This is a genomic window from Telluria sp. ZB4P34 (genome assembly GCF_059686055.1).
Genome location: NZ_JCASIF010000023.1, coordinates 24,360 through 49,876, shown reverse-complemented (window position 1 = coordinate 49,876; position 25,517 = coordinate 24,360). Strand labels below are relative to the sequence as shown.

Annotated in this window: 22 protein-coding genes; 14 read left to right on the top strand and 8 right to left on the bottom strand. The window is 67.4% G+C overall.

What is annotated here, in order from left to right; genetic code table 11:
• Positions 1 to 3: 3 nt before the first annotated feature.
• The 6 genes from prmA to AC56KL_RS22145 all read right to left on the bottom strand — a co-directional run bounded on the left by prmA (position 4) and on the right by AC56KL_RS22145 (position 4,976).
• Entirely contained in the window at positions 4 to 957 is a 954-nt protein-coding gene (prmA, locus tag AC56KL_RS22170; protein ID WP_497182339.1) for a 50S ribosomal protein L11 methyltransferase, read from the bottom strand.
• The gene (gene accC / locus AC56KL_RS22165) at positions 954 to 2,369 is read right to left on the bottom strand and encodes an acetyl-CoA carboxylase biotin carboxylase subunit (protein ID WP_497182338.1); all 1,416 of its coding nucleotides are present in this window, start codon (positions 2,367 to 2,369) and stop codon (positions 954 to 956) included. The genes prmA and accC overlap by 4 nt, the downstream gene beginning before the upstream one ends.
• A gap of 169 nt (positions 2,370 to 2,538) precedes the next feature.
• Complete coding sequence (gene accB, locus AC56KL_RS22160) at positions 2,539 to 3,009, bottom strand: acetyl-CoA carboxylase biotin carboxyl carrier protein (protein WP_497182337.1); 471 nt, start codon at positions 3,007 to 3,009, stop codon at positions 2,539 to 2,541.
• Between the two features lie 94 nt (positions 3,010 to 3,103).
• Positions 3,104 to 3,541 (bottom strand): type II 3-dehydroquinate dehydratase, encoded by a 438-nt coding sequence (gene aroQ / locus AC56KL_RS22155; protein WP_497182351.1) that lies wholly within the window; start codon positions 3,539 to 3,541, stop codon positions 3,104 to 3,106.
• A gap of 244 nt (positions 3,542 to 3,785) precedes the next feature.
• Complete coding sequence (locus AC56KL_RS22150) at positions 3,786 to 4,340, bottom strand: TlpA family protein disulfide reductase (RefSeq protein WP_497182336.1); 555 nt, start codon at positions 4,338 to 4,340, stop codon at positions 3,786 to 3,788.
• A gap of 6 nt (positions 4,341 to 4,346) precedes the next feature.
• On the bottom strand, positions 4,347 to 4,976 hold the full coding sequence (locus AC56KL_RS22145) for a hypothetical protein (protein ID WP_497182335.1): 630 nt from the start codon (positions 4,974 to 4,976) through the stop codon (positions 4,347 to 4,349).
• 206 nt (positions 4,977 to 5,182) lie between these two features.
• Between AC56KL_RS22145 and mpl the strand changes: the two genes are divergently transcribed.
• The 8 genes from mpl to corA all read left to right on the top strand — a co-directional run bounded on the left by mpl (position 5,183) and on the right by corA (position 13,533).
• Positions 5,183 to 6,565, top strand: coding sequence for a UDP-N-acetylmuramate:L-alanyl-gamma-D-glutamyl-meso-diaminopimelate ligase (gene mpl / locus AC56KL_RS22140; RefSeq protein WP_497182334.1), 1,383 nt, complete (start codon positions 5,183 to 5,185; stop codon positions 6,563 to 6,565).
• A complete protein-coding gene (locus AC56KL_RS22135) occupies positions 6,562 to 7,158 on the top strand; it encodes a YqiA/YcfP family alpha/beta fold hydrolase (RefSeq protein WP_497182333.1) in 597 nt (198 codons plus the stop codon). Before mpl ends, AC56KL_RS22135 begins: the two co-directional genes overlap by 4 nt.
• Complete coding sequence (locus AC56KL_RS22130) at positions 7,155 to 7,748, top strand: chorismate--pyruvate lyase family protein (protein ID WP_497182332.1); 594 nt, start codon at positions 7,155 to 7,157, stop codon at positions 7,746 to 7,748. Before AC56KL_RS22135 ends, AC56KL_RS22130 begins: the two co-directional genes overlap by 4 nt.
• A 1-nt stretch (position 7,749) precedes the next feature.
• On the top strand, positions 7,750 to 9,801 hold the full coding sequence (locus tag AC56KL_RS22125; RefSeq protein ID WP_497182331.1) for a ribonuclease catalytic domain-containing protein: 2,052 nt from the start codon (positions 7,750 to 7,752) through the stop codon (positions 9,799 to 9,801).
• A 243-nt stretch (positions 9,802 to 10,044) separates the two neighbouring features.
• A complete protein-coding gene (locus tag AC56KL_RS22120) occupies positions 10,045 to 10,899 on the top strand; it encodes a TonB C-terminal domain-containing protein (protein WP_497182350.1) in 855 nt (284 codons plus the stop codon).
• 12 nt (positions 10,900 to 10,911) lie between these two features.
• On the top strand, positions 10,912 to 11,721 hold the full coding sequence (aroE, locus tag AC56KL_RS22115) for a shikimate dehydrogenase (RefSeq protein ID WP_497182330.1): 810 nt from the start codon (positions 10,912 to 10,914) through the stop codon (positions 11,719 to 11,721).
• A 13-nt stretch (positions 11,722 to 11,734) separates the two neighbouring features.
• Entirely contained in the window at positions 11,735 to 12,460 is a 726-nt protein-coding gene (gene mtgA, locus AC56KL_RS22110) for a monofunctional biosynthetic peptidoglycan transglycosylase (RefSeq protein ID WP_497182329.1), read from the top strand.
• A 107-nt stretch (positions 12,461 to 12,567) separates the two neighbouring features.
• Positions 12,568 to 13,533, top strand: coding sequence for a magnesium/cobalt transporter CorA (corA, locus tag AC56KL_RS22105; RefSeq protein WP_497182328.1), 966 nt, complete (start codon positions 12,568 to 12,570; stop codon positions 13,531 to 13,533).
• Between the two features lie 185 nt (positions 13,534 to 13,718).
• On the opposite strand, the gene hemL is transcribed toward corA, so the two are convergent.
• Both hemL and thiD read right to left on the bottom strand, forming a co-directional pair.
• Entirely contained in the window at positions 13,719 to 15,014 is a 1,296-nt protein-coding gene (hemL, locus tag AC56KL_RS22100) for a glutamate-1-semialdehyde 2,1-aminomutase (protein WP_497182327.1), read from the bottom strand.
• 17 nt (positions 15,015 to 15,031) lie between these two features.
• Complete coding sequence (gene thiD, locus AC56KL_RS22095) at positions 15,032 to 15,847, bottom strand: bifunctional hydroxymethylpyrimidine kinase/phosphomethylpyrimidine kinase (protein ID WP_497182326.1); 816 nt, start codon at positions 15,845 to 15,847, stop codon at positions 15,032 to 15,034.
• A 210-nt stretch (positions 15,848 to 16,057) separates the two neighbouring features.
• On the opposite strand from thiD, the gene AC56KL_RS22090 reads away from it, so the two are divergent.
• From AC56KL_RS22090 to AC56KL_RS22065, 6 genes are all read left to right on the top strand, one after another.
• Positions 16,058 to 16,231 carry a rubredoxin gene (locus AC56KL_RS22090; protein ID WP_497182349.1) on the top strand — a complete coding sequence of 58 codons (174 nt, stop codon included), beginning with the start codon at positions 16,058 to 16,060 and terminating at the stop codon, positions 16,229 to 16,231.
• 134 nt (positions 16,232 to 16,365) lie between these two features.
• Entirely contained in the window at positions 16,366 to 16,761 is a 396-nt protein-coding gene (locus tag AC56KL_RS22085; RefSeq protein WP_497182325.1) for a response regulator, read from the top strand.
• 71 nt (positions 16,762 to 16,832) lie between these two features.
• The gene (locus AC56KL_RS22080; RefSeq protein ID WP_497182324.1) at positions 16,833 to 17,231 is read left to right on the top strand and encodes a response regulator; all 399 of its coding nucleotides are present in this window, start codon (positions 16,833 to 16,835) and stop codon (positions 17,229 to 17,231) included.
• The gene (locus AC56KL_RS22075) at positions 17,228 to 17,794 is read left to right on the top strand and encodes a chemotaxis protein CheW (RefSeq protein ID WP_497182323.1); all 567 of its coding nucleotides are present in this window, start codon (positions 17,228 to 17,230) and stop codon (positions 17,792 to 17,794) included. The genes AC56KL_RS22080 and AC56KL_RS22075 overlap by 4 nt, the downstream gene beginning before the upstream one ends.
• Before the next feature lie 35 nt (positions 17,795 to 17,829).
• The gene (locus tag AC56KL_RS22070; protein WP_497182322.1) at positions 17,830 to 20,118 is read left to right on the top strand and encodes a methyl-accepting chemotaxis protein; all 2,289 of its coding nucleotides are present in this window, start codon (positions 17,830 to 17,832) and stop codon (positions 20,116 to 20,118) included.
• Between the two features lie 43 nt (positions 20,119 to 20,161).
• Positions 20,162 to 25,474 carry a FimL-related protein gene (locus AC56KL_RS22065; protein ID WP_497182321.1) on the top strand — a complete coding sequence of 1,771 codons (5,313 nt, stop codon included), beginning with the start codon at positions 20,162 to 20,164 and terminating at the stop codon, positions 25,472 to 25,474.
• Positions 25,475 to 25,517 lie beyond the last annotated feature (43 nt).

Genomic DNA, 25,517 nt, shown 5'->3' with positions numbered 1-25,517 from the left:
CCCTTACGCGGTGGCGGAACGCGGCGCGGGTGCGGTGTCCTGGCCGAGCGTCCCGTGAAGGGCGACCCAGCCGTCCTGCTCGGCCCAGACGCCCAGCTTGATGAAAGGTGCGTAGGCGGCGGCCACTTCCTCGGCCTGGCGCGCCAGCACGCCCGACAGGATCAGCGAACCGCCCGGCGCCACGCGGCCGGACAGCATCGGCGCCATCAGCTTCAATGGGCTCGACAGGATGTTGGCCACCACGATGTGGAACTGACCCTTGGCGTGGCGCTCGTTGGGCGCTTGCGCGAAGGCGTCCGGCAGGTAGTAGTCGATGCTGACATTGTTGCGTTCGGCATTGCTGCGCGCCGATTCGATCGCCTGCGGGTCGATGTCGACGCCGGCCACGTCCTGCGCGCCGAGCTTCTTGGCGACCATCGCCAGGATGCCCGAACCGCAGCCGTAGTCCAGCACCGATTGTCCGGGCGCCGGGTGCGCTTCCAGCCATTCCATGCACAGGCGGGTGGTCGGATGGCTGCCGGTGCCGAAGGCCAGGCCCGGGTCGAGTTCGAGGATGAGGCCATTCGGGTCCGGCGCTTCATGCCAGCTCGGCACCACCCAGATGTTCTTGCCGATGTGGATAGGCTCGAACTGCGACTGCGTCAGGCGCACCCAGTCGGCGTCCGCCACCGCACGGGTGGTGAAGGAGGGCACGACGGGCAGCCTGATGGCGTTGGCGGCTTCCTGCACGATCGCGAACTGGTCGGCGTCGACGTCGGTGAGCGCCACCACGCGGCTATGGTCCCAGGCTGCTTCCTTCGGTTCCATGCCCGGCTCGCCGAACAGCGGTTTTTCCGCCTCGGTGCCTTCGTCCGCGTCTTCGACCGAGACCGACAGGGCGCCCGCATCCATCAGGGCGTCCGACAGGGCCTCCGCGTGGTCCCGCGCTACTTCGATGACGACTTCCGTCCAGCTCATAGATCAGCCTTAAGGTCCGCTACCTTGGTTTCCGATTTGGCGCCGATGCCCGTTTCCTTCGGCAGGTCCGGCTTGGAGGCCAGCTTGTGCTCCAGGTAGTGGATGTTGGTGCCGCCCTCGATGAAGCGGGCGTCGACCATCAGCTCACGGTGCAGCGGGATATTGGTGAGAATACCTTCAACCACCATTTCCGAGAGCGCGATTTGCATGCGGCGAATTGCCTGCTCGCGTGTCGCACCGTAGGAAATTACCTTGCCGATCATCGAGTCGTAATGAGGTGGAACATAGTATCCCGCATACGAGTGCGAATCGACACGGATGCCGGGACCGCCCGGCGGGTGCCAGCCGGTGATGCGGCCCGGCGAAGGCGTGAACTTGAACGGGTCTTCGGCATTGATGCGGCACTCGATCGCGTGGCCCGACAGCATGATGTCGCGCTGGCGGAAACGGAGTTTCTCGCCGCAGGCGATGCGGATCTGTTCCTGCACGATGTCGATCCCGGTGATCATCTCGGTGACCGGGTGTTCCACCTGCACGCGGGTGTTCATCTCGATGAAGTAGAACTCGCCGTTCTCGTACAGGAATTCGAATGTGCCCGCGCCGCGGTAGCCGATCTTGCGGCAGGCTTCGGCGCAGCGGTCGCCGATCTTCTCGATGAGCTTGCGCGGAATGCCCGGCGCCGGTGCTTCCTCGATGACCTTCTGGTGGCGGCGCTGCATCGAGCAGTCGCGCTCGCCCAGCCAGACAGCGTTCTTGTGCTCGTCGGCGAGGATCTGGATCTCCACGTGGCGCGGATTTTCCAGGAACTTCTCCATGTAGACTTCCGGATTGCCGAAGGCGCTGCCGGCTTCGGTCTTGGTCATCTGCACGGCGCCCAGCAGGGCGGCTTCGGTATGCACCACGCGCATGCCGCGGCCACCGCCGCCGCCGGCGGCCTTGATGATGACCGGGTAACCGACGCGGCGTGCGGTCTGCACGATTTCCTTCGGATCGTCCGGCAGGGCGCCGTCCGAACCCGGCACGCAGGGCACGCCGGCCTTGATCATGGCCTGCTTGGCCGAGACCTTGTCGCCCATCAGGCGGATCGAGTCCGAACGCGGGCCGATGAAGACGAAGCCCGACTTCTCGACGCGTTCGGCGAAATCGGCGTTCTCCGACAGGAAGCCATATCCCGGGTGGATAGCCTCGGCATCCGTCACTTCGGCGGCGCTGATAATCGCCGGCATGTTCAGGTAGCTGAGCGCCGACTGGGCCGGGCCGATGCAGACGGATTCGTCCGCCAGCTTCACGTACTTGGCGTCCTTGTCCGCCTCGGAGTGCACGACGACCGTCTTGATACCCAGTTCGCGGCAGGCGCGCTGGATACGCAGCGCGATTTCACCACGGTTGGCGATGAGGATTTTTTCAAACATGGTAGGTTCGGTGTTTCAGTGAAAACCGGCGCAGCTCAGGATAAAGCTCACGCCGGACACGACATGGATGGGCTGGCGGCAGGGCGCCGCCGGGCCGACGGTATGAGATCGTCCAACAAGGCCCAGGGCAAGGCGATGCAAGGCCGCCATGGGGGATTGTCAGGCGATCTTAGCCGATCACGAACAGCGGCTGGCCAAATTCGACCGGCTGGCCGTTTTCCACGAGGATCTTGGTGACCGTGCCGGCGACGTCGGCATCGATCTCGTTCAGCAGCTTCATCGCTTCGATGATGCACAGGGTATCGCCCTGCTTGATGCTCTGGCCGACTTCGACGAAAGCCGCGGCGCCCGGGGCCGACGAACGGTAGAAGGTGCCAACCATCGGCGACTTGACGACGTGGCCGGTCGGTTCGGCGGCGACTGCCGGAGCCGGGGCCGCGGCCGGAGCCGGAGCGGCGGATTGCGGCGCCGGTGCGGCGTAGTGCTGCACGGCCTGCTGCGGCATCATCATCATCTGGCCTTGCGGGTTTGCGGACGACTTGACGATGCGGACCTTGCTTTCGCCTTCGGTCACTTCGAGTTCAGCGATGTCCGATTCGGCGACCAGGTCGATCAAAGTCTTGAGTTTTCTGAGATCCATGTGAAACCCCTTGGAATGTTTTATTCGTTTTTAAGAGAGCCGGCATCGCGACGGTCAACAGGCTGCGGCCGCTGATACATGAAGTTGACGTAGATTAACGCGATTTAAGCGCAAAGTCGATGGCAAACCGGTATCCGTCCGGACCCAGGCCGCAGATCACGCCTTGCGCAATTGCGGACAAGTACGAGTGGTGCCGGAAAGATTCGCGGGCATGCACATTCGAGATGTGCACTTCCACGAACGGGATTGCCAGCGCAGCGAGCGCATCGCGCAGGGCCACGCTGGTATGGGTCAGGCCGCCCGGGTTGATCACGATCGCGTCCACGCCTTCGCCGCGCGCGGCGTGGATGCGGTCGATCAGGGCTCCTTCATGGTTGCTCTGGAAGCAGTCGAGGCTTGCGCCCGCCGCCTGTGCCTGTGCCTTTGCTGCCTGTTCGATGTCGGCCAGCGTCGTCGCGCCGTACACCGCAGGCTCCCGGGTCCCCAATAAATTGAGGTTGGGGCCATTAAGCAGCAATAGCTTGTTCGCCATGTTGAAGAGTCTGAACGCCCGAAAGAAGCGCATTGTGCCGCCAAGCTCGACTATTGGCAAGCAGTAAAATTGCCAGTTGATGAAGGCATGATCGGCGCAGTTCGGAAAAGAACGATCGTTCGCTAGTAGGGTGGTCGGCTCTGCCGACCGCGCGTTCAAATTCCGCTAATATCGCCTGTACGTCCATTCTATTGCTGGCTGAACGCGCGGTCGGCCAAGCCGACCACCCTACGCCTCAACACAATCACAGCTTTGCCAGATCCGCCCGCAGTTCGTCGAACTTCAGCTTGCCCAGATAGGTCTTGCGCACCTGCCCATCCGCGCCGATCAATACTGTATACGGCAGCCCGCCGGCATTGTTGCCGAACTCGCGCGACAGCTCGGTCCCGCCCATGCCGGCCACGTACAGCGGATAGGCGATCTTGAGCTTGGCCGCGAATTCGTTCATGTTCGAGGGCGAATCGATGCCGATGCCGATCACGTTGAAGGTCTTGCCGCCGTCGCTGCCTGCCAGCTCGGACAGCTCCGGCATCTCCTGCACGCAGGGCGCGCACCAGGTTGCCCAGAAGTTCACCACCAGCGGCTTGCCGCGCCACTTCGACAGCGGCTGCGGGGTGCCCTGCAGGTCGTTGAGCGACTGCTGGAACAGCTTGTCGACGGCCGTGTGCGCCTTGCCGCCGGTCGGGGCGATCGTGGTGGTGAGGGGGGAAGGCTCTTTCTTGTTAACTGCCACCAGGGCGCCCATGATCCCGAAGAGTGCGGCAACGGCCGCATACGCGGCCACGTGTTTCTTGTTCATTACTTCTTATTCGTCCTGTTCCAGAGATTGATCGTTTGCCATCAGCGCACGCAGTCCTGCCGCGTCCACGCGCTGCAGGCGGCCATCACCCCGCGGCTTGAGCGCGCCCCGCAGGTCATGGAAATCATACAGCTCGGCATGAATTGTTTCCTTATGCCACATGAAGCTCACCGTTTCAACCGGATCGTGCCGCCCGCCCTTGAAATGGGGTGTTTCCGAGATCTCTATATTGACGTTGCGGTTGAGCAGGTAGATCTCGACCTCCTTGGCGCTGTCGGCGAACAGCTGCAGGTGGATCTCGTCGTGCTCGCCCGCCGTGCCGTTGAGCACGGCGCCGGTGAGGTAAGGACGGAAGTCGGCCAGCTGGTCCATCACCTGCAGGGCGGTCTCGCGCAGCGCGCCCAGGCGCGCGGCCTGGCCGGGGCCGCCGAACAGGGCCTGGTATTGGCGGACCTCGTCCTCGATCTGCATGTTGTCGGGCATCAGGTTGGGCGCCGGCCGGTCGACTCCCAGCACCTGGCGGGCCGCCTTGCGGCGCGCGGTGTCGTAGTCGGCGCCATCCTGGGCGATCATGCGCGCCGCATTCGCAGCGATTTCGGCGCGCAACTGGAGTACGTCGTTGTTCTGTGTCGGCATGATGGCTGAATCATACTCCTAGAGCGCCTAACGAAACTCCATTGCTGCGTTGCATCGTCTCGCCGTACTAAAGTACTGGCTTCGTGGTCCGCCACTGCGGCGCTGCGCTTTGCCCTGGAGCTTCGTTAGACGCTCTTGAAGGAAAATGAGCGCGTGTCGGGTAGAATCGCGCTTTCGGACAACAAGCGCAGTGCTCTTCCTCGACCATGCACATTCATATTCTCGGTATTTGCGGCACCTTCATGGGCGGCCTGGCGGTCCTGGCCAAGGAAGCGGGCCACCGCGTCACCGGATGCGACGCCAACGTCTATCCGCCGATGAGCACCCAGCTGGAAGCCCAGGGCATCGAGCTGATCCAGGGCTATGGTCCGGAACAGGTGTCGCTGAATCCGGACCTGTATGTGATCGGCAATGTCATGACGCGCGGGAATCCGCTGATCGAAGAGATCCTGAACCGCGGCCTGCCCTATGTCTCCGGTCCCCAGTGGATCGGCGAGCACATCCTGCGCGAGAAATGGGTGCTGGCCGTGGCCGGCACGCACGGCAAGACCACGACCACCTCGATGCTGGCCTGGATCCTGGAAGATGCGGGCTATGCACCGGGCTTCCTGATCGGCGGCGTACCCGTGAACTTCGGCGTGTCGGCGCGCCTGCAAGGCGACAAGCCAAGCGACTTCTTCGTGATCGAGGCGGACGAATACGACACCGCCTTCTTCGACAAGCGCAGCAAGTTCGTGCACTACCATGCCAAGACCGCGGTGCTGAACAACCTGGAATACGACCATGCCGACATCTTCCCGGACATCGGCGCCATCGAGACCCAGTTCCACCACCTGGTGCGCACCGTGCCGGGCGTGGGCCGCCTGGTCGTGAACGGCGACGAAGCCTCGCTGGCCCGCGTGATCAAGCGCGGCTGCTGGAGCGAGAAGGAGACCTTCGGCACGGCCGACGGCGTGGACTGGAGCCTGGTCGAGCATCCGGGCGGCGCCAGCTTCGACGTCTTCTTCAATGGCGCCAGGCAGGGCACGGTGGAGTGGGAGCTGACCGGCAAGCACAACCGCTCGAACGCGATGGCCGCGATCGCCGCCGCGCGCCACGTCGGCGTGCCGACCTCGCAGGCGATTGCCGCCCTGTCGCGCTTCCAGAGCGTCAAGCGCCGCATGGAAGTGCGCGGCACGGTCAATGGCATCACCGTGTACGACGACTTCGCCCACCACCCGACCGCGATCGCGACCACGGTCGGCGGCCTGCGCCAGAAGCTGGGCGCAGGTGGCGCGAGCGCGGGCCGCATCCTGGCCGTGCTGGAGCCGCGCTCGAACACCATGAAGCTGGGCGCCATGAAGGATGCGCTGCCGGGCAGCCTGAAGGACGCCGACCTGGTGTTCGGCTTCGGCAGCCAGCAGGCGCTGGGCTGGTCGCTGGCCGACGCCCTCAAGCCGCTCGGCGCCATCGCCCACAGCTTCGACCAGCTCGACTACATGGTGAAGGCGATCGTGCAGGCGGCCCAGCCGGGCGACCACATCCTCGTGATGAGCAACGGCGGCTTCGGCGGCGTGCACCAGAAACTGCTGGACGCGCTGGCTCCATGACCGCAGACGCGTACGTCCTGTACCTGCATGGATTCCGCTCCTCGCCCAAGTCCTTCAAGGCGCGGGTGGTGCACAAGGCCCTGGAGGACGCCGGCCGCGCGAACGCGCTGATCTGCCCGCAGCTGCCGGCGTCGCCGAAGGAGGCGATGGCCCTGGCCCTGCTGCTGGCCGAACGCCATGCGCCCGATCGCCTGGCCATCATCGGCTCGTCGCTGGGCGGCTTCTACGCCACCTGGCTGGCCGAGCGCCTGGGCGTGCCGGCGGTGCTGCTCAATCCGTCCGTGGATCCCTTGAAGAACCTCGAGCACCATGTGGGGGTGACCACGGCATGGCACTCGGATGAGCCCTTCGAGTTCCGCCGCGAGTACATCGACGAGCTGGCCGCGTTGCGGGTCGAGAAGATCACCAGGCCGGAGCGTTACTACCTGATCGCCGCGACCGGCGACGAAGTGCTCGACTACCGCGACATGGTGGCGCACTACGCCAGGGCGAAGCAGCATGTCATCCAGGGCAGCGACCATGCGATCTCGGAATTTCCGCAATACGTCGGCGACGTGCTGGCCTTCTGCGCCGACGCGAGCGGCCCCCGGTGAGCGTGCGGGCGAGGGGCGCTTCGCTGCGGCAGGCGGCATGGCAGCCGCATGCCGGCGCCGTGCGCGCGCCGGCAGGCATGCGCGACTGGCTGGCTACCTACGGCTCGCTGACGGCGCGCCTGATGGCGCACAGCCAGGCATTCCGCGTGCGCCGGCTGCACCAGCACGCCGCCCTGTGCCTGGCGGACGAAGCGCGGGCGATCGGCCTGGTACGCCCGGGACGCGTATGGGAGCGCGAAGTGCTGCTGGAGTGCGATGGCATCCCGAGGGTGTTCGGCCACACGGTCGTGCCGGCCAGCTGCACGGCCAGCGACTGGCCCCTGTTTTCGGCGCTGGGCGAGCGTTCGCTCGGCACCACGCTGTTCTATGACCCGCTGGTGCGCCGCGGCCAGCTGGAATACGCGCGCATCCGCGCGGGCCATCCGCTGATGGGGCGCGTGCGCGCGGCCCTCGGTGGGAGCGAAGCATCACTTTATTATGCGCGGCGCTGCGTCTACCGCCGCCGTCATGGCCTGCTGCTGGTCACCGAGGTATTCCTGCCGTCGGTGCTGGACCTGGAGCCGGCCGGAACACAACAGAACACGAAATAACATGAACCTTTTTTTTGAAGAGTCGGGCGACTTCAAGGTCGGCGCCGTACTGTCGCAGGCAGGCGATGCTTACCAGGTGGAGCTGGCCAGCGGCAAGCGCACCAAGGTCAAGGCCAAGGACGTGCTGATCCAGTTCGAGAAGCCGGAGCCGGAAGTTTTGCTGGGCGCCGCCAAGGGCATCGCCGCCGAGGTCGACCTGGACTTCCTGTGGGAAGTCGCGGGACAGGAGGAATTCGGCTTCGCCGAACTGGGCCTCGAGTACTTCGGCCACGCGCCGCTGCCGAGCGAGGCGGCCGGCCTGGTGCTGGCCCTGCACGCGGCGCCGATCTACTTCCATAAAAAAGGGCGCGGGCGCTACAAGGCCGCCCCCGAGCAGACCCTGAAGGCGGCGCTGGCCGGCATCGAGAAGAAGAAGCAGCAGGCCATCGTGCAGGCGGCTTACGTGGATGAACTCAAGGCCGGCAAGCTGCCGCAGGCCATGCAGTCCATCGTGCACCAGCTGCTGTTCAAGCCCGACAAGAACACCATCGAATACAAGGCGCTCGAAGCCGCAGCGTCCGAACTGCAGACCACGGCGCCGCGCCTGATGCTGAACGCGGGCGGCCTGGCTTCGCCGAAGGAGCTGCACATGGCGCGCTTCCTGTTCGAGCACTTCCCGCGCGGCGCCGGCTTCCCCGCGGTCGACGCGCCGGCCGCGCCGGGCGACCTGCCGCTGGCCGAGGTCGCGGCCTTCTCGATCGACGACGTGACCACCACCGAGATCGACGACGCTTTCTCGGTCGTGAAGCTGGACGACGGCACGGTGCGCGTCGGTATCCACATCGCGGCGCCGGGCCTGGGCATCCGTCCGGACGACGCCATCGACAGGATCGCGCGCGCCCGCATGTCCACTGTATATATGCCGGGCGATAAGATCACCATGTTGCCGGATGAGGTGGTGAACGCCTTCACGCTGGCCGAAGGCACCGATTGCCCTGCGCTGTCGCTGTACGCGGTGCTGGATCCCTCCGACTGGACCGTGCTCTCGACCACTACCCGCGCCGAGCGGGTACCGATCAAGAGCAACCTGCGCCACAACGACCTGGACGCGCTGGTGAACGAGGAAACCCTGGCCAGCGGCGCGGGCGAATATCCGCACAAGATCGAGCTCGGCCTGCTGTGGCAGTGGGCGCTGCAGCTGGAAGCGGGCCGCATGAAGAAACGCGAAGCCTTCGGCCTCAAGCCGGAACAGGCCAACCGCGTGGACTTCAACTTCTACGTGGAAGACGACGTGGTCAGTATCGTGCGCCGCAAGCGCGGCGCGCCGCTCGACAAGATCGTGGCCGAGCTGATGATCTTCGCGAACAGCACCTGGGGCAAGCTGCTGCACGACTCGGGCGTGCCGGGCATCTATCGCTCGCAGGGTCCCGGCGCGGGCGGCTGGAATGCGAAGATCCAGGTGCGCATGGTCACGCACGCGGCCCCGCACCAGGGCCTGGGCGTGGACCAGTACGCATGGAGCACGTCGCCGCTGCGCCGCTACACCGACCTGGTCAACCAGTGGCAGATCCTGGCCTGCGCCTCGCACGGCGTGACGGCGCCGCTGGTGGCGCCGTTCAAGCACCGCGACGCGACCCTGTTCGCGATCGTATCGAGCTTCGACGCGGCCTATGCGGCCTACAACGACTTCCAGCAGAACATGGAGCGTTACTGGTGCCTGCGCTGGCTCGGACAGGAAAACGCCCGGCACGTCGATGCCGTCGTGCTCAAGGACGAGGTGGTGCGCCTGGTCGAGATCCCGCTGGTGGCGCGCCTGGCCGGCATGCCGCAGCTGGCGCGCGGCGCCCAGGTCAGGCTCGACATCGTACGCTGGGACGAAGTCGACCTGACGCTGGAAGCGCGCCTGCTCGAGGTAGCCGCGGCGGCGCCGGATGCGTCGCTCGAACTCGAGGAAGAGGAAGAGGGCGATACCGGGGAGGCGGCGCTGGCGGAAGTGGTGGAGGCGGAGGGTGTGGTTGCCGCAGTCACGACGGAAGAAGGCGTTGAGGTTCCTGCCAACGCTGGAACCGCCTGAAACTGTAGGGGTGATCTGGTCCAGTGGACCAGATCACGCTTCGCCGACCGCGCGTTCAAACAGTGTTTGATAGACCAGCATCGCGTTCAATCACGTACCGGTTGAACGCGCGGTCGGCATAGCCGACCACCCTACGAACGTCCCCCGAGCGTGCCGTTGCAGGTTAGAATGCCCCATCCCTGACCCCAGCGCCCGCCCGGGCACAAGCAGCGCGTGAAGTATTTGCAGAACAACCGCCCCCTGATGATCGCCCTCGGCGTCTCCGTGCTCGCGCACGCGGCGCTGCTGGCGGTGCGTTTCGCCGCGCCGGATGCCTTCCGCCGCCAGCCGGCCGATCCGGGCCTCGAAGTCATCCTGGTCAACGCCAAGCACGCCAACGCGCCGGCGAAAGCCGATGCGCTGGCCCAGGCCAACCTGGAAGGCGGCGGCACCGCGGATGCCGGGCGCGCCCGCTCGCCGCTGCCCGACCTGCGCAGGATCGAGAACGGCGAAAGCATCAAGGCCCTGCAGCGCCGCATCGCCGAACTGGAACAGCAACAGCAGAACGTCCTGACCCGCGTGCGCGCTTCGGATGTAAAGGCGCCGCCCAGGACCGAGCAGGACAAGCCCGACCCCACCCGCACGGGCAGCGACGCTTTTGATACCAGCCGCGCGATTTCGCGCAGCGCGGCCGAAGTCATCGATCGCATCGAGGACCAGAACAAGCGTCCCAAGCGTACCCAGATCACGCCCAGCACGCGCCAGGTCGGCTATGCGCTCTACTATAAGGAGATGCAGAAGCGGATCGAGGAGGTCGGCACCCTCAACTTCCCCCAGCAGAGCGGCAAGAAGCTGTACGGCGAACTGGTGGTCTACATCCCGGTGTTCCAGGACGGGACCATCTACATGAAGGACGGCGGCCCGCGCGTCGAGCAGAGCTCGGGCAATCCGGCGCTCGACCGGGCCGCCCTGCGCATCGTGCTGCAGGCCGCACCCTTCGGGAACTTCCCCGTCAACATGCGCACCCGCGGCAAGGACGACCTGTGGGAAGTGATCACGCGCTTCCGTTTCACGCGCGAGGAAAAGATGCAGACCGAACTGCGCGGCGGCGAAGGATGAGCAAGGATGACCATGGCAGATAGATACTGCGTGATCGGCAACCCGATCGCCCACAGCAAGTCCCCCGAGATCCACCCCGTCTACGCCGCCCAGACCGGCCAGGACCTGGTCTACGAACGCTGCCTGGCGCCGCTCGACGGTTTCGCGGGGACCGTGGCGCGCCTGATCGCCGAGGGCTACCGCGGCGCCAACGTCACCTTGCCCTTCAAGCTCGAGGCGGTGGGCGTCTGCACCCGCTTGGCGGAACGCGCCCGGGCCGCCGGCGCCGTCAACACGCTGGTGTTCGCGGACGGCGAGATCATCGGCGACAATACCGACGGCCCCGGACTGGTGGCCGACATCACCCGCAACGCCGGCGTGAGGATTGCGGGCGCGCGCGTCCTGCTGCTGGGCGCCGGCGGCGCGGCGCGCGGCGCGCTGCTGCCGCTCATCCGGGAAAACCCGCGCGAGATCGTGATCGCCAACCGCACCGTGGCCACCGCGGGCAAGCTGGCGCAGGAATTCGCGTCCTACGGCGTTCCGGTAGCAGCCAGCGCTTTCGACGCGATCGCGGGCAGCTTCGACATCATCGTGAACGCCACCTCGAGCAGCCTGGCCGGCGAGCTGCCGCCGCTGCCGCCCTCGGTATTCGGCCCGCACACGCTCGCCCTCGACATGATGTACGGCAGCCAGCCGACCGTGTTCATGGCCTTCGCGGCCAGCCACGGGGCCGTCGTGCGCGACGGCCTGGGCATGCTGGTGGAGCAGGCCGCCGAAGCCTTCGCCATCTGGCGCGGCGTACGGCCGGAGACGGCGGACGTGTTCAAGAAACTCAAACCATAACAACACAATAACAATGGGTAAACCGCGCAGCAAGACGAACAAGGCGGGCGGCGGGCGCCGCTGGCTCAAGTGGCTCATTCTCGGGCCGATCCTGCTGGTGCTGCTGGTGCAGCTGTACTTCTTCGTCATGGTCTGCTGGTATTCGGTGTTCAATCCCGGCTCGACCAGCTTCATGCGCCAGCAGCTGTCGGAACTGCGCGAGAAGAATCCGGATGCGCAGCTCAAGCACGAGTGGGTGCCCTACGAGCGCATCTCGGTCAACCTGAAGCGGGCCGTGGTGGCCTCGGAGGATTCGCGCTTCGCCGAGCACGGCGGGGTGGACTGGGAGGCGCTGGAAAAAGCCTATGAGCGCAACAACAAGCGCAGCAAGGTGGTGGGCGGCGGCTCGACCATCACCCAGCAGCTGGCCAAGAACCTGTTCCTGTCCGGCTCGCGCAGCTACCTGCGCAAGGGGCAAGAGATGATCATCGCCTTCATGCTCGAGACGGTGATGAGCAAGCGCCGCATCCTCGAGGTCTACCTCAACGTGGTCGAGTACGGGCGCGGCGTGTTCGGCGCCGAAGCGGCGGCGAAACATTATTTCCGCACCTCGGCGGCCAGGCTGGGCGCCGCGCAGGCCGCGCGCCTGGCCGTGATGCTGCCGAACCCGCGCTACTACGACAAGCACCGCGCCACCAATTACCTGATGCGCCGCACTGCCCTGATCCAGCGCCGGATGCGCTTCGCCGATCTTCCCTGACCAGTCGTGGCCTGCGTGGCCACGAAATTGTCGTGACGGGGTGGCCGCGTCCGGGGACTGTCGGTTACACTTGCCGCAGTTTTCGAATCCCGGCCGAGAAAAAGCGCATGATCAACGTATTTGTCCTACAAAATGGCCGCCTGAACCAGGTCAGCGTCGACTCGCGCGAGGACCTGGAGAACGTGACGCCGGTCTGGGTCGACCTGAACGAGCCCACTGAAGAGGAGCGCATCCTGGTCAAGACGACCTATGGGGTGACGCTGCCGGGCGAGGACGACATGCAGGACATCGAAGCCTCGGCCCGCTATTACGAAGCCGAGAACGGCGACCTGCACCTGCGCACCGACTTCCTGCTCGAGGAAGAAGACGGACCATCGCGCGTGATCACGGTCGCCTTCATCCTGTCCGGGAAAATCCTGTTCTCGGTGCACAACGACGACTTGCCGGTGTTCCGCCTGGTGCGCCTGCGTGCGCGCTCGCGGCCCGGCTCGATCGAAGACTACATGGACGTGCTGCTCGACCTGTACGCGACCGACGCCGAGTATTCGGCGGACGCGCTCGAGGGCATCTACGAGGCGCTGGAAGAAGTCTCCACCCGCGTGCTGCAGAAGGAATTCACCGACCAGGACGCGGCCGCCGCGCTGAACGCGATCGCCCACGAGGAAGACTTGAACGGCCGCATTCGCCGCAACATGATGGACACGCGCCGCGCGGTCAGCTTCCTGATGCGCGGCCGGCTCCTGAACAGCGACCAGTTCGAGGAAGCGCGCCAGATCCTGCGCGACATCGAATCGCTGGACGGCCACACCTCCTTTTTGTTCGACAAGGTGAACTTCCTGATGGACGCCACCGTCGGTTTCATCAACATCAACCAGAACAAGATCATCAAGATCTTCTCGGTGGCCTCGGTGGCCTTCCTGCCGCCGACCCTGATCGCGAGCATCTACGGCATGAACTTCAAGGTGTTCCCGGAGCTGAACTGGAGCTTCGGCTATCCGCTGGCGGTGGGGCTGATGATCACCTGCGGCATTGCGCCGCTGTGGTACTTCCGCCGCCGCGGCTGGCTGCGCTGAACGAAAGAATATTTCAAAATTAAAACGGCGATGAAATAAGATTTCATCGCCGTTTTGTAGGGTGGTCGGCTCTGCCGACCGCGCGTTCAGCCAATGCGTGAACAGCAAATCCTGCATCCGTTCAAACGGAATTTGAACGCGCGGTCGGCGAAGCCGACCACCCTACGGTTCACCTCAATTCGCGCTTAGCCGATGCGCTTGAACACCCGCCGCGCCGCCTCGATCGTCTCGTCGATCACCGCATCCGTATGCTGCGCCGACACGAAGCCCGCCTCGAACATGGCCGGCGCAAAATACACGCCCTCGTCCAGCATCCCGTGGAAGAAGCGGTTGAAGCGCTCCTTGTCGCCGGCCATCATCTGGCCATAGGTCGACGGGATATTCTGGCTGAAGTAGAAGCCGAACATGCCGCCCACCGCGTCGCCGCAGAATGGGATGCCGTGTTCCTGCGCCGCCTCGGTCAAGCCCCGCACCAGGCGGCCGCTCGCCGCGCCCAGCTTCTCGTAGAAGCCCGCTTCCTGGATCAGCTTCAGCGTCGTCATGCCGGCCGCCACCGCCACTGGATTGCCCGACAGGGTGCCGGCCTGGTATACGGGGCCGAGCGGCGCCATCTTCTGCATCAGCTCCGCGCGGCCGCCGAAGGCCGCCACCGGCAGGCCGCCGCCGATCACCTTGCCGAGCGCGGTGAGGTCCGGCGCGATGCCGTACATTTCCTGGGCGCCGCCCAGGCCGACGCGGAAGCCGCACATCACTTCGTCGAAGATCAGCACGGCGCCGTGCTCGGTGCACAGTTCGCGCATGCGGGTCAGGAATTCCGGCGTGGCGCGGATCAGGTTCATGTTGCCGGCCACCGGCTCCACGATTACGCAGGCGATGGTGTCGCCCATCGATTCGAAGGCGTCTTCGAGTTGCGGGACGTTGTTGTAGTCGAGGACCAGGGTGTGCTTCACGAAGTCTTCCGGCACCCCGGCGCTGGTCGGGTTGCCGAAGGTGAGCAGGCCCGAACCGGCCTTTACCAGCAGCGAATCGGCATGGCCGTGGTAGCAGCCTTCGAACTTGACGATCTTGTCGCGTCCGGTCGCGCCGCGCGCCAGGCGCAGCGCGCTCATGGTCGCTTCCGTGCCCGACGAGACCAGGCGCACCTGCTCGATCGACGGCACCAGGCGGCAGATTTCCTCGGCCATCTCGATTTCGCCCTCGGTCGGGGCGCCGAACGAGAGGCCGCGGGTGGCCGCGTCCTGCACCGCCTTGACCACCTGCGGGTGGGCGTGGCCGACGATGGCCGGGCCCCAGGAGCCGATGTAGTCGATGTAGCGCTTGCCGTCGGCGTCCCAGAAATACGGGCCTTCCGCGCGGGTGATGAAGCGCGGCGTGCCGCCCACCGAGCGGAAGGCGCGCACCGGGGAATTCACGCCGCCCGGCGTGGTCTGCTGGGCGCGGGCAAACAGTTGGTCGTTCTTCGAGCTGTTCTCTGGAGTCATGTTGTGCTGGGGGGCTGTCAGCCCCGGTAGAATTTGTTGGGAATGAGCTTGCCCATGCCGAAGCGCTGGGCGTGTTCGAGCGCGCCGGTGGTGTAGTCCTGGGCGGAGAACAGCGCCTGGGGCGCCTCCATGCCGCAGGCCATCAGGGCGGTGAAGGCGGCCGAATAGGTGTTGCCGGCGCCGATAAAGGGCCCTGGCAGGTGCTTCCACTCGACCCGCGCCACCACGCCGTCGGCGTCGAACAGGGTGTTCGAGCAGTTCCCCTGCTCGTCGCGGGTGCCGGTCACCAGCACGTACTGGCAGCCGGCGTTGGTCAGTTCGGCGACGTCGGCGAGCAGCGCGTCGTCGCCCTCGCCGCCTTCGCCCACCTCGCGCCAGGTCTCGGCCATGCGGCCCAGCTCCGACTGCGACAGGATCAGCACCGTGGTCTGGGGCGCCAGGATCGAGCGGATCGCCGACAGCATCTCTTCGTCGGCCAGGCCGGAATCGGGCAGGGCGGAGAGGAAAGGGTCGAGGACCAGGGGCGCGTCCGGGTAGTCGGACACGATTTCGGCGATCGCCGCCAGTTGCAGCACGGTGGCCACGGCGCCGACCTTGAAGGCGGCCACCGGCATGTCTTCGAGCAGGACTCTGGCCTGGTCGGCCATCCAGTCGCTGTCGACTTCATGCAGGTTTTCGACCTTGGCGCTGTCTGCCACGAGCAGGCCGGCCACGACCGACAGCCCGTGGCATCCGTGTGCGGCGAACGCGGCCAGGTCGGCCTGCACGCCGAGGGCGCCGACCGGATCGGACACGCCGAAGGTCAGGATGAGGGGGAACGGTTGGTTTTGCACGACGCCTGGATTAATATACGCGACTCTCCATTTTACTAGACGAACCTCGATCAACCTACTGCGCGTTGAATTGCCGGTCTGTGATGCTCGCTACGGCGGACCGGCTGTACTTCTCGTACAGCTGCGCTTCTCGACCAGCACTGCTGCCGCTCGCTACGGTTGTTCGAGGTTCTTAAACCACTAAGGAAGCATATTGTGACTACCGATTCGATGGCCCCTTTCCAGACCTGGATGTGCCTGATCTGCGGCTGGGTCTATGACGAGGCCGCCGGTGCGCCGGATGACGGCATCGCACCGGGCACCCGCTGGGCCGATGTTCCGATGAACTGGACCTGCCCGGAATGCGGCGCCCGCAAGGACGATTTCGAGATGACGGCGATCTGAACATTGCAGCTTCGGCACGTCTGTTTGCAAACTGTTATGGCAGGTGTGTTGTAACAGTTGACGTGCTGCAACACTTCCCGCACAAGGAGAAAGCCCTGTGCTATCGTGGCGCTTCATGCTGAAGTGAAACGAAAATGACGACATCGCCGCAAGTGCCCGGCCTGACCATCATGGTGATCGACGACAGCAGCACGATCCGCCGCTCCGCCGAAATCTTCCTGACCCAGGCCGGCTACCGGGTGGTGCTGGCCGACGACGGCTTCGATGCGCTGGCCAAGATCAGCGACCATCATCCGGCGCTGGTGTTCTGCGACATCCTGATGCCGCGCCTCGACGGTTACCAGACCTGCGCCCTGATCAAGAAGAGTGCGCGCTTCCATGCGACGCCGGTGCTGATGCTGTCGTCCAAGGACGGGCTGTTCGACCGCGCGCGCGGCGCGATGGTCGGCGCCAGCGCCTACCTCACCAAGCCGTTTTCCAAGGACAGCCTGCTCGCCGCCGTGCGCGAACATACGGCAGCCAGGGCGTGAATCCTGCCCGATTGACCGATTGACCGATTGACCGATTGACCGATTGACCTGAACCGACCCCGGAGCCCAAGGTGGCCATACATAACATCCTGATCGTCGACGACTCTCCCACCGAGCGCTTCTACCTGACCGACATCCTGGCGCGCGCCGGCTATGCCGTGAGCACCGCCGTCAACGGCGAGGAAGCGATCGACAAGATCCGCGCCGAGCGCCCGCACCTGATCCTGATGGACGTGGTCATGCCGGGCGCCAACGGCTTCCAGGTGACGCGCTCGATCGCGCGCGACCCGGAGCTGGCCGAGATCCCCATCATCATCTGCAGCAGCAAGAGCCAGGAAACCGACCGTATCTGGGGCATGCGCCAGGGCGCCAGGGATTACCTGGTCAAGCCGGTCGACCCGGCGCTGCTGTTGGCCAGCATCGCGTCGCTCGACCGGAAGGCGTCGGCGGCAGCTGCCGCGCTCGCATGAGCGGCATCGAGGGTGCACGGCTCGACCCTGCCGCACGCCGCACGCGCCTGCGCGAATACCAGGAGCAGCTCCTCGAGCGCATGCAGGCGGCGCGGGGCGGCGCCGGCGCCCCGATCCAGCAGCTCGGCATGCAGGTGGGCGCCACCCGTTACCTGCTCGACCTGGTGGAAGCCGGCGAGATCGTCTCACCGACGCCGCTGGCGCGCGTGCCGCTGACCCAGCCCTGGTACCTCGGCCTGGCCAACGTGCGCGGCACCCTGGTCGGCGTGATCGACCTGGCTCGCTACCTCGGCGAGGAGCGGGCGCCGGCTTCCGCATCTCCAGGCGCATTTCCAGGCGCTTCGCCAGGCATGCGATTCGTGACCTTCGCTCCCACGCTGGGCTTCAACTGCGCGTTGCTGGCCGAGCGCGTGGTCGGCCTGCGCCAGGCGAGCGGCATGGAGCGCGAGGGCGACGCCCTGCGCGATGCCGAGGGCACGCTGTGGACGCCGCTCTCGCTGGCGGCGCTGGTGCGGGAGGAGCGTTTCCTGCACGTCGCCCAACAACCAGACACACGCAGCTGACAGCCGCAGTCAAGCAACCAGCACCAGGAGCCGGCATGGGATTCGCCTCGAAATTCAGCATCAACGCATTCTCCAAGGGCCACGGGGACGAGGACACCGTCCTGGCCTCGCCCGACACCGAGTTCGGTCCGGGCATGCTGGTCCAGCCTGCAGGGGGCGAGCATGCGCCGGCGGGTGCGCCGCTGCACGGTTCGGCCGAGGCGGCCGCGCGCCGGCTCGGCAACACGCGCCCGCGCAAGCCCCTCCATCCCGGCGTCGACGGCGACGCCCTGCGCCTGCCGCTGATCGGCCACCTGTCGCTGCCGCGCCAGCTGCGCCTGGTGCTGGCCGCCTTCGTGGCCGGCATCCTGCTGACCGTGCTGTCGATGTGGCAGAACGGCGCGCGCACCGACGAGGTGGCGACCCAGGGACAGATCGCGGCCGACGCCCTGATGCATTCGCAGCGCGTGGCCAAGGCCGCGCCGAATGCGCTGCGCGGCAACCCGGGCGCCTTCGGCGAGCTGGACGAGAGCCGCGCCGAAGTCGGCCGCCTGTTGGCGCTGCTGGCGCGCGGCGGCCAGTTCGGCGGCCAGGCGATTCCCGGCGCCGGCGGCGAACTCGCGGGCCTGCTTGCGAAATCCCGCTCGGCCTGGACGGCCTCGAACGCCGCCGCCGCCACCATCGTCGCCAACAAGCGTCACCTGGTCGGCTACGGCGCCAGCGTCGCCAGGTTTGCCCCCCTCGCCACCGAACTCCAGTCGATCGCCGCCAGGCAGGCCGCGGGCGGGCGCGACGCCGCCGCGCTGGCCCGCCTCGGCGCGCTGACCGAGCGCCTGGCGGTATCGATCCACGCCTTGGCGACGCCGGGCGCCGCTTACCGCGGGGCCGCCCGCACCATCGCGCACGACAGCGCCGAACTGGGCGCTCTTCTCGACAGCCTGGGTTCCGGTCCCGCCGCGCTGGCCGACCCGGCGCTGCGCGAACGCCTGCTCGATGCGCGCACCGGCTACGGGGCCTGGCAGGAAGGGCTGGCGCCGCTCTCGACCAACCTGCACAACTTCGGGGCGGCGCGCAGCGCCGAGCAGGTCATCGCTCGCGACAGCGAAGGCCTGCGCTCGACGCTGGCGCGGGTGCAGCAGGAGTACCGCGCTCAGCTGAACACCAGGAGCGGCTGGTTCTGGGTGCTGGTGGGGGCGTCGGTCTTCACGCTGGCCATGGGCGGCAGCCTGTCGCGCGTGATGCTGCAGGATTCGCGCAACCGTACCCTGGGCGCGGAGGCGCGCCGCCGCGACGCCGAGGCGATGCGCCAGCTGGCCCAGGCCAAGGAAGAAGAAGCGAAGGCCACCAACGACCAGAACCAGGCGGCGATCCTGCGCCTGATGAACGAGCTGCAGGAAGTCGCGGACGGCGACCTGACCGTGCACGCCACCGTGTCGGAAGACATCACCGGCGCCATCGCCGACTCGGTCAACTACACGGTCGAGGAACTGCGCGGCCTTGTCTTGCGGGTCATCAAAACCACCGAGCAGGTCACGCGCGCCGCCGGCGACGCCCAGTCGGTGTCGACCGAGCTGCTGGGCGCGGCAGAAAAGCAGTCGCGCGAGATCAAGGAGGCATCGTCCACCGTGCTGCGCATGGCCGGCCAGATCGCGAGCGTATCGCAATCGGCGACCGAATCGGCCGACGTGGCGCGCCAATCGGTGGTGGCGGCGGAGCAGGGCGCCACCGCCGTGCAGAACGCGATCCTCGGCATGAACGAGATCCGCGAACAGATCCAGGAAACCTCGAAGCGCATCAAGCGCCTGGGCGAATCCTCGCAGGAGATCGGCGAGATCACCGACCTGATCTCGGACATCACCGAACAGACCAACGTGCTGGCGCTGAACGCGGCGATCCAGGCCGCGTCAGCCGGCGAGGCCGGGCGCGGCTTCTCGGTGGTGGCCGAAGAGGTGCAGCGCCTGGCGGAGCGCTCGGCCGAAGCGGCCAAGGGCATCGGCGCCCTGGTGCGCACCATCCAGGCCGATACCCATGATGCGGTGGCGGCGATGGAAAAGTCGACGCAGGGCGTGGTCGAGGGCGCGCGGCTGTCCGACGCGGCCGGCGCCGCGCTGGCCGACATCTCGCGCGTGTCGAACCGCCTGGCGGAGCTGATCCGGGACATTTCCGGCGCGGCCGAGCGGCAGGCGACGTCCGCCAACGGCGTGGCCCATAATATGCAGCACATCCTGTCGGTCACCGAGCATACCCAGGGCGGCACGCGCCAGACGGCGCAGTCGATCCGCGAGCTGGCGCTGCTGGCCCAGGAGCTGAAGGATTCCGTGTCGCGCTTCCGCGTGGCAGCCTGACCACCAATACGATGAGCCCATGACGAACCAGACTTCCCCACGCATGCCAGCATTCGATACCGGCCCCCTGTCCTGGGTGATCGGCGAAATCCGCGATGCGCTGGGACGCTCGGGCGCTGCGCTCGGCGACGCCGTCGGCCGCAGCCAGGAAGCGCAGCCGACCCTGCTGCTGCATGCGAAGACCCACCTGCACCAGGCGCACGGCGCCCTGCAACTGGTCGACGTCGAGGGTGTGGAGGCGTTCGGCAACGCGGCGCGGCGCCTGATCGACCGTTTCAAGGAAGGGCAGGCGCGCTGCACCCCTGAATCGGTGAAGATCCTGCAGGATGCCTACCAGGCCCTGGTCGAATACCTCGACGAACTGCTCGCGGGCGCTCCCCAGCAGCCGGCGCGCCTGTTCCCCTACTACCGCGACCTGCAGGAACAGCTTGGCGCGGAGCGCATCCATCCGTCCGACCTGCTGCCGGCCGGAGTGGGCGAAGGCGTCGAGCCGGACCTGGCCGCCGTGGCCGAAGCGCCCGACGTCGCCGCCTGCCGCGCGCGCTTCGAGCGCGCGCTGCTGCCCTACCTGAAGAGCGGGGACGCCCTGCATGCGGCCGGCATGCGCGACGCGCTGGCGCCGATCGCAGCGGCGCAGGAAGAGCCACGCGCACGCCTGTTCTGGACGGCGATGCACGCCTTTGCCGGCGTCGTGGCCGACGGCCAGGTTGCAGCAGACCTGTATGTGAAACAGCTGCTTGGCCAGGTCAACCTGCAGCTGCGCCGCCTGTCGCAGGGGCAGGGCGGCGCCCCGGACGCGATGCTGCGCGACGCGCTGTTCTTCGTCGCCGCAGCCGACGGCGGCGCGACCGGGCTCAACGCCGAGGCCAGGAGCCTGCGCCAGGCCTGCGGCCTGGAAGGCCTGGTGCCGCACGACTACGCGGCGCGCCGCTACGGCCGCATCGACCAGGCCGCGCTGCGGGAGGCACGCGAGGCGCTGGCGCGCTCCAAGGCGGACTGGGACCGCATCGCCTCCGAGGGCGAGCTCGCGGTCCAGGACGACTTCAATGCGCAGCTCGCGCGCCTGGCCGCGGCCAGCGACAAGCTGGGCGCTCCCGCGCTTGCCCAGCTGTTGCGCGAACTGGGCCGCGCCGCGCTCGACGCCATGCACTCTGGCCGCAGCGGCGACTTCGGGCTGGAGATGGCGGCCGCCATGCTGTTCGTCGAGAACGGCCTGGACCAGCTGCGCCAGCTGCCCGAGGATTTTGCCGAGAACGCGGAAGCGGTCGGCGCGCGCCTGCTGGCCCTGGCCGCGGGCGAAGCGCCGCCGGATGCGCCCCAATGGCAGGGGGAGCTGGCGCGCCAGATCCAGCAGGGGCAAACCGTGGCGGTGCTGGCCGGCGAGATCAAGGCCGGCCTGCGCCAGGTCGAGAAGCTGCTCGACGATTACTACGACAAGCCGGACAAGCGCGAGACCCTGGCGCAGGCCGAGCCGGTGCTGCACGGGCTGCAGGGAGCGCTGGCCATCCTCGACCAGGAGCAGGCCGTGCTGGCCGCGCGCCACGTCGCCGATGAGGTGCGTGCGTTGGCCGAGGGCGACGGCGACGTGGCCACGCAGTCCGCCGTGCTGCACAACATTGCCCGCAACATCGGCGCACTGGGCTTCTTCACCGACCTGCTGGCGCAGGACAGCGAGGCGGCCAAGGGACGCTTCACCTTCGACCACGACAGGCGCCTGCTGTGCGAACTGCCCTTCGAGTTCGTCGCGGCCGCGCAGGACGCATCTGCTTCATCGGCCGCCCCATCGGCTGCCCCATCAGCCGGCCCTGCACCGGAACCGACGATCGAATCCGAGCTGCTCGAGATATTCATCGCGGAAGGCCAGGAGGTGCTGGGCCTGGTGCTGGAAACGCTGCCGCAGCTGGAGCGCGACCCGGCTAGCCAGGAGACATCGACCCTGCTGCGCCGCGCCTTCCACACGCTCAAGGGCAGCAGCCGCATGGTGAACCTGGAGCGCTTCGCCGAGGCCGCGGCGGCGGTAGAGCGCGTCATGAACCTGTGGCTGGCCGAGGCGCGCAGCGCCACGCCGGCGCTCCTGGCGCTGTTGCGCGAGGCGCATGCGGAACTGTCAGGCTGGGTGGCGGAGCTGGCCGCCAATGGCGCCTCGGCGCGTGACGGCGCCGCCATCGTGGCCGCCGCCGCGCGCGTGCTGGAAGGCGGCGCGCCCGAGGCCGGGGAAGCGGCGGGGGAAACACCCGCGCCCGTGCCCGACGAACTTCCCGTGCCCACGCTCGACCAGGTGCTGGCGCCGGACGTCAAGCGCATCGGCGCGCTGGAGATTCCGCTCGGCCTGTACACGCTCTACCTCGACGAGACCGATGCCCTGGTGCTGGCGCTGGCAAGCGACTTCACCGACTGGCGCGGCGAACCCCAGCGCCGCGCTTCGCCCGAAGCCCTGAAGGCGGCGCATACGCTGGCAGGCGCCTCGTCCACGGTCGGCTACGCGGCGCTGCGCGAGGTCGCCCATGCGCTCGAGCTGGTGCTGGAAAAGCTGGCCGCGCCGGGGCCGCAGCTGGACGACGATGCCCGCGCGCTGCTGGACGACACGCTGGCGCGCGTGCGCACCATGCTGCAGGTGTTCGCCCTGGGCGAGCTGGCGCCCGAGCAGCCCGACCTGCTGCGCCGGCTGGGCAAGCTGCTGGAACGCCTGGCCAGCCAGCATGCTGCCGCCGTCTACGGGGAAGTCGATCCCGCCCTGGCCCAGCAGTTGGACGCCCTGTTCGCCAGCGCCTACGCGGAGCTGCTGGCCGCGCCGCCATCCTTCACGCCGGCGCCGGCGCTGGCGCGCGAGGCGCCGGAAAAGGCCGGCGCGGCCAGCGAGGTCGACGACCTGTTCGACGGCTTCCTGGACGATCCCTTCTCCGCGCCGCCGCTCGAGCAGGCGGCGCCCTCGCAGCTGCCACACGCGCAGCCGCCCGCGCAGCCGCCTCATTTCGTGCCGGTGACGCCCGACGAGGCGGTACTGGACGAGGCGCCGGAGACGGCTGCCGGCTTCATCGTTCCCGAACCTGCACCGGAACCGCTGCCGCAGACCGACGCCGCCTTGCCGGAACCCGCTGCAGAATCCGCGCCCGAACCCGCGCCCGAACCCGCACCGGCCCCGGCCGATAGCGTGCTGGCCGCGGTCCCGGCCTATACCGACGAACTCGACCCCGACCTGCTGCCCGTGTTCCTGGAAGAAGGGGGCGACCTGTTTCCGCAGATCGGCGAGGGCCTGCGCCAGTGGCAGCAGCATCCGCAGGACCACGCCATCGCCCAGGGCCTGCAGCGCGCGCTGCATACGGTCAAGGGCAGCGCCCGCATGGCCGGCGCGATGCGCCTCGGCCAGCATGTCCACGAGCTGGAAACCCAGATCGAGAACATGGTGCATGCCGGCACGAGCACGCCGGCCGCGTTCGACGAACTGCTGGCCGACTACGACGCGGCCCTGCTGCTGTTCGAGCAGCTGCAGCAGCCTGCCGGCGCCGCACAGGCGCCCGGCGCCGTCGCGGCGCCCGCCGAGCAGCCGGGCAGCCGCGCGCCCCTGGTGCGCGTGCGCGCCGACATCCTCGACCGCGTCGTCAATCAGGCCGGCGAGGTGTCGATCAGCCGCTCGCGCCTGGAAAACCAGGTCGGTTCGCTCAAGGGCGCGTTGTCGGACTTCTCTGAAAACCTCGACCGCCTGCGCCGCCAGATGCGCGAGATCGAGATGCAGGCCGAATCGCAGATCGCCTCCCGGCTGTCGATCGCCGGCGAGCGCGGATTCGACCCGCTCGAGTTCGACCGCTTCACGCGCCTGCAGGAACTGACGCGCATGATGGCCGAGAGCGTGGACGACGTGGAAGCCTTCCACGACACCCTGGCGCGCACGGTGGACGGCGCGCAGGAAGACCTGGCGGCGCAGTCGCGCATGACGCGCGACCTGCAGCGCGACCTGATGCGCGTGCGCATGGTGCCCTTCGCGAGCCTGTCGGAGCGCCTGTTCCGCGTAGCGCGCCAGACCGCGAAGGAACTCGGGAAGCGCGTCAACCTCGACATCCGCGGCGGCGCCGTGGAAATCGACCGCAGCGTGCTGGAACAGATGGCCGCGCCCTTCGAGCACCTGCTGCGCAACGCCATCGTGCACGGCATCGAAGCGCGCGCCGCGCGGCTCGATGCCGGCAAGCCGGAAACCGGCGAGATCCTGGTGCAGGTGAGCCAGCACGGCAACGAAGTGGCGATCGTATTCAGCGACGATGGCGCCGGGCTCGACCTGGAACGCATTCGCAGCAAGGCGCGTGCGTTCGGCCTGCTGGCGCCGGACGCCATCGTATCGGACCAGGAAGCCGCCGAACTGATTTTCGAGCCGGGCTTCTCCACCGCCGACACGCTCACCGAACTGGCCGGCCGCGGCGTCGGCATGGACGTGGTGCGTTCCGAGGCGCAGGCGCTGGGCGGACGCGTGGTCGTCTCGACCGAGCCGGGCCGCGGCACGCGCTTCGCTATCCACCTGCCGCTGACCCTCGCGGTGGCGCAGGTAGTGCTGGTCGCGAGCGCCGGCCGTACCTATGCGCTGCCATCGACCCTGGTCGAGCAGGTGCTGCAGGTGCGCGAGTCCGAGCTGGCCGCGGCGCAGGCCGCCGGCGCCATGCCGGTGGCCGGGCAGCCGCATGTACTGCACGCGCTCGACGCGCTGCTGGGCGAAGCCGGGAGCGGCGCGGCCGGCGCTGCACCGCAGCCCCTGAACCCGGTGCTGGTGGTGCACGGCGCCGGCGGACGCATCGCGCTGCGCGTGGACGAGGTGCTGGGTAACCGCGAGGTGGTGGTCAAGAACATCGGCCCGCAGCTGTCGCGGGTGCCCGGCATTGCCGGCGCCACGGTGCTGGGGACGGGCGAGATCGTGCTGATCCTCGATCCGGTGGCGCTGGCGCAGCGTCCGGCTGCGCCGCTTCCTGCACCCGGCGACGGGGCCGCGCCGGCGCCGCGCCCCGCCATCATGGTGGTGGACGATTCGATCACCGTGCGCCGCGTGACCCAGCGCCTGCTGGAGCGCGAGGGCTACCGGGTGATGCTGGCCAAGGACGGGGTGGACGCGCTCGAGCAGATCGAACACGCCCGGCCCGACCTGATGCTGGTGGATATCGAGATGCCGCGCATGGACGGCTTCGACCTGACGCGCGAACTGCGCGCCAGGGAGGCGACGCAGTCGATGCCAATCATCATGATCACCTCGCGGACGGCGGACAAGCACCGCAATGTCGCGCTGGGGCTGGGGGTGAATGCGTATTTCGGGAAGCCGTACCAGGAGCCGGTGTTGCTGGCGGCGATCGAGAGTTTGCTGGCTAGTGTTTCGAGCTAGGCGGCTGCGGTACGAACTTGGGCGAATGATGCCACTGGCATCA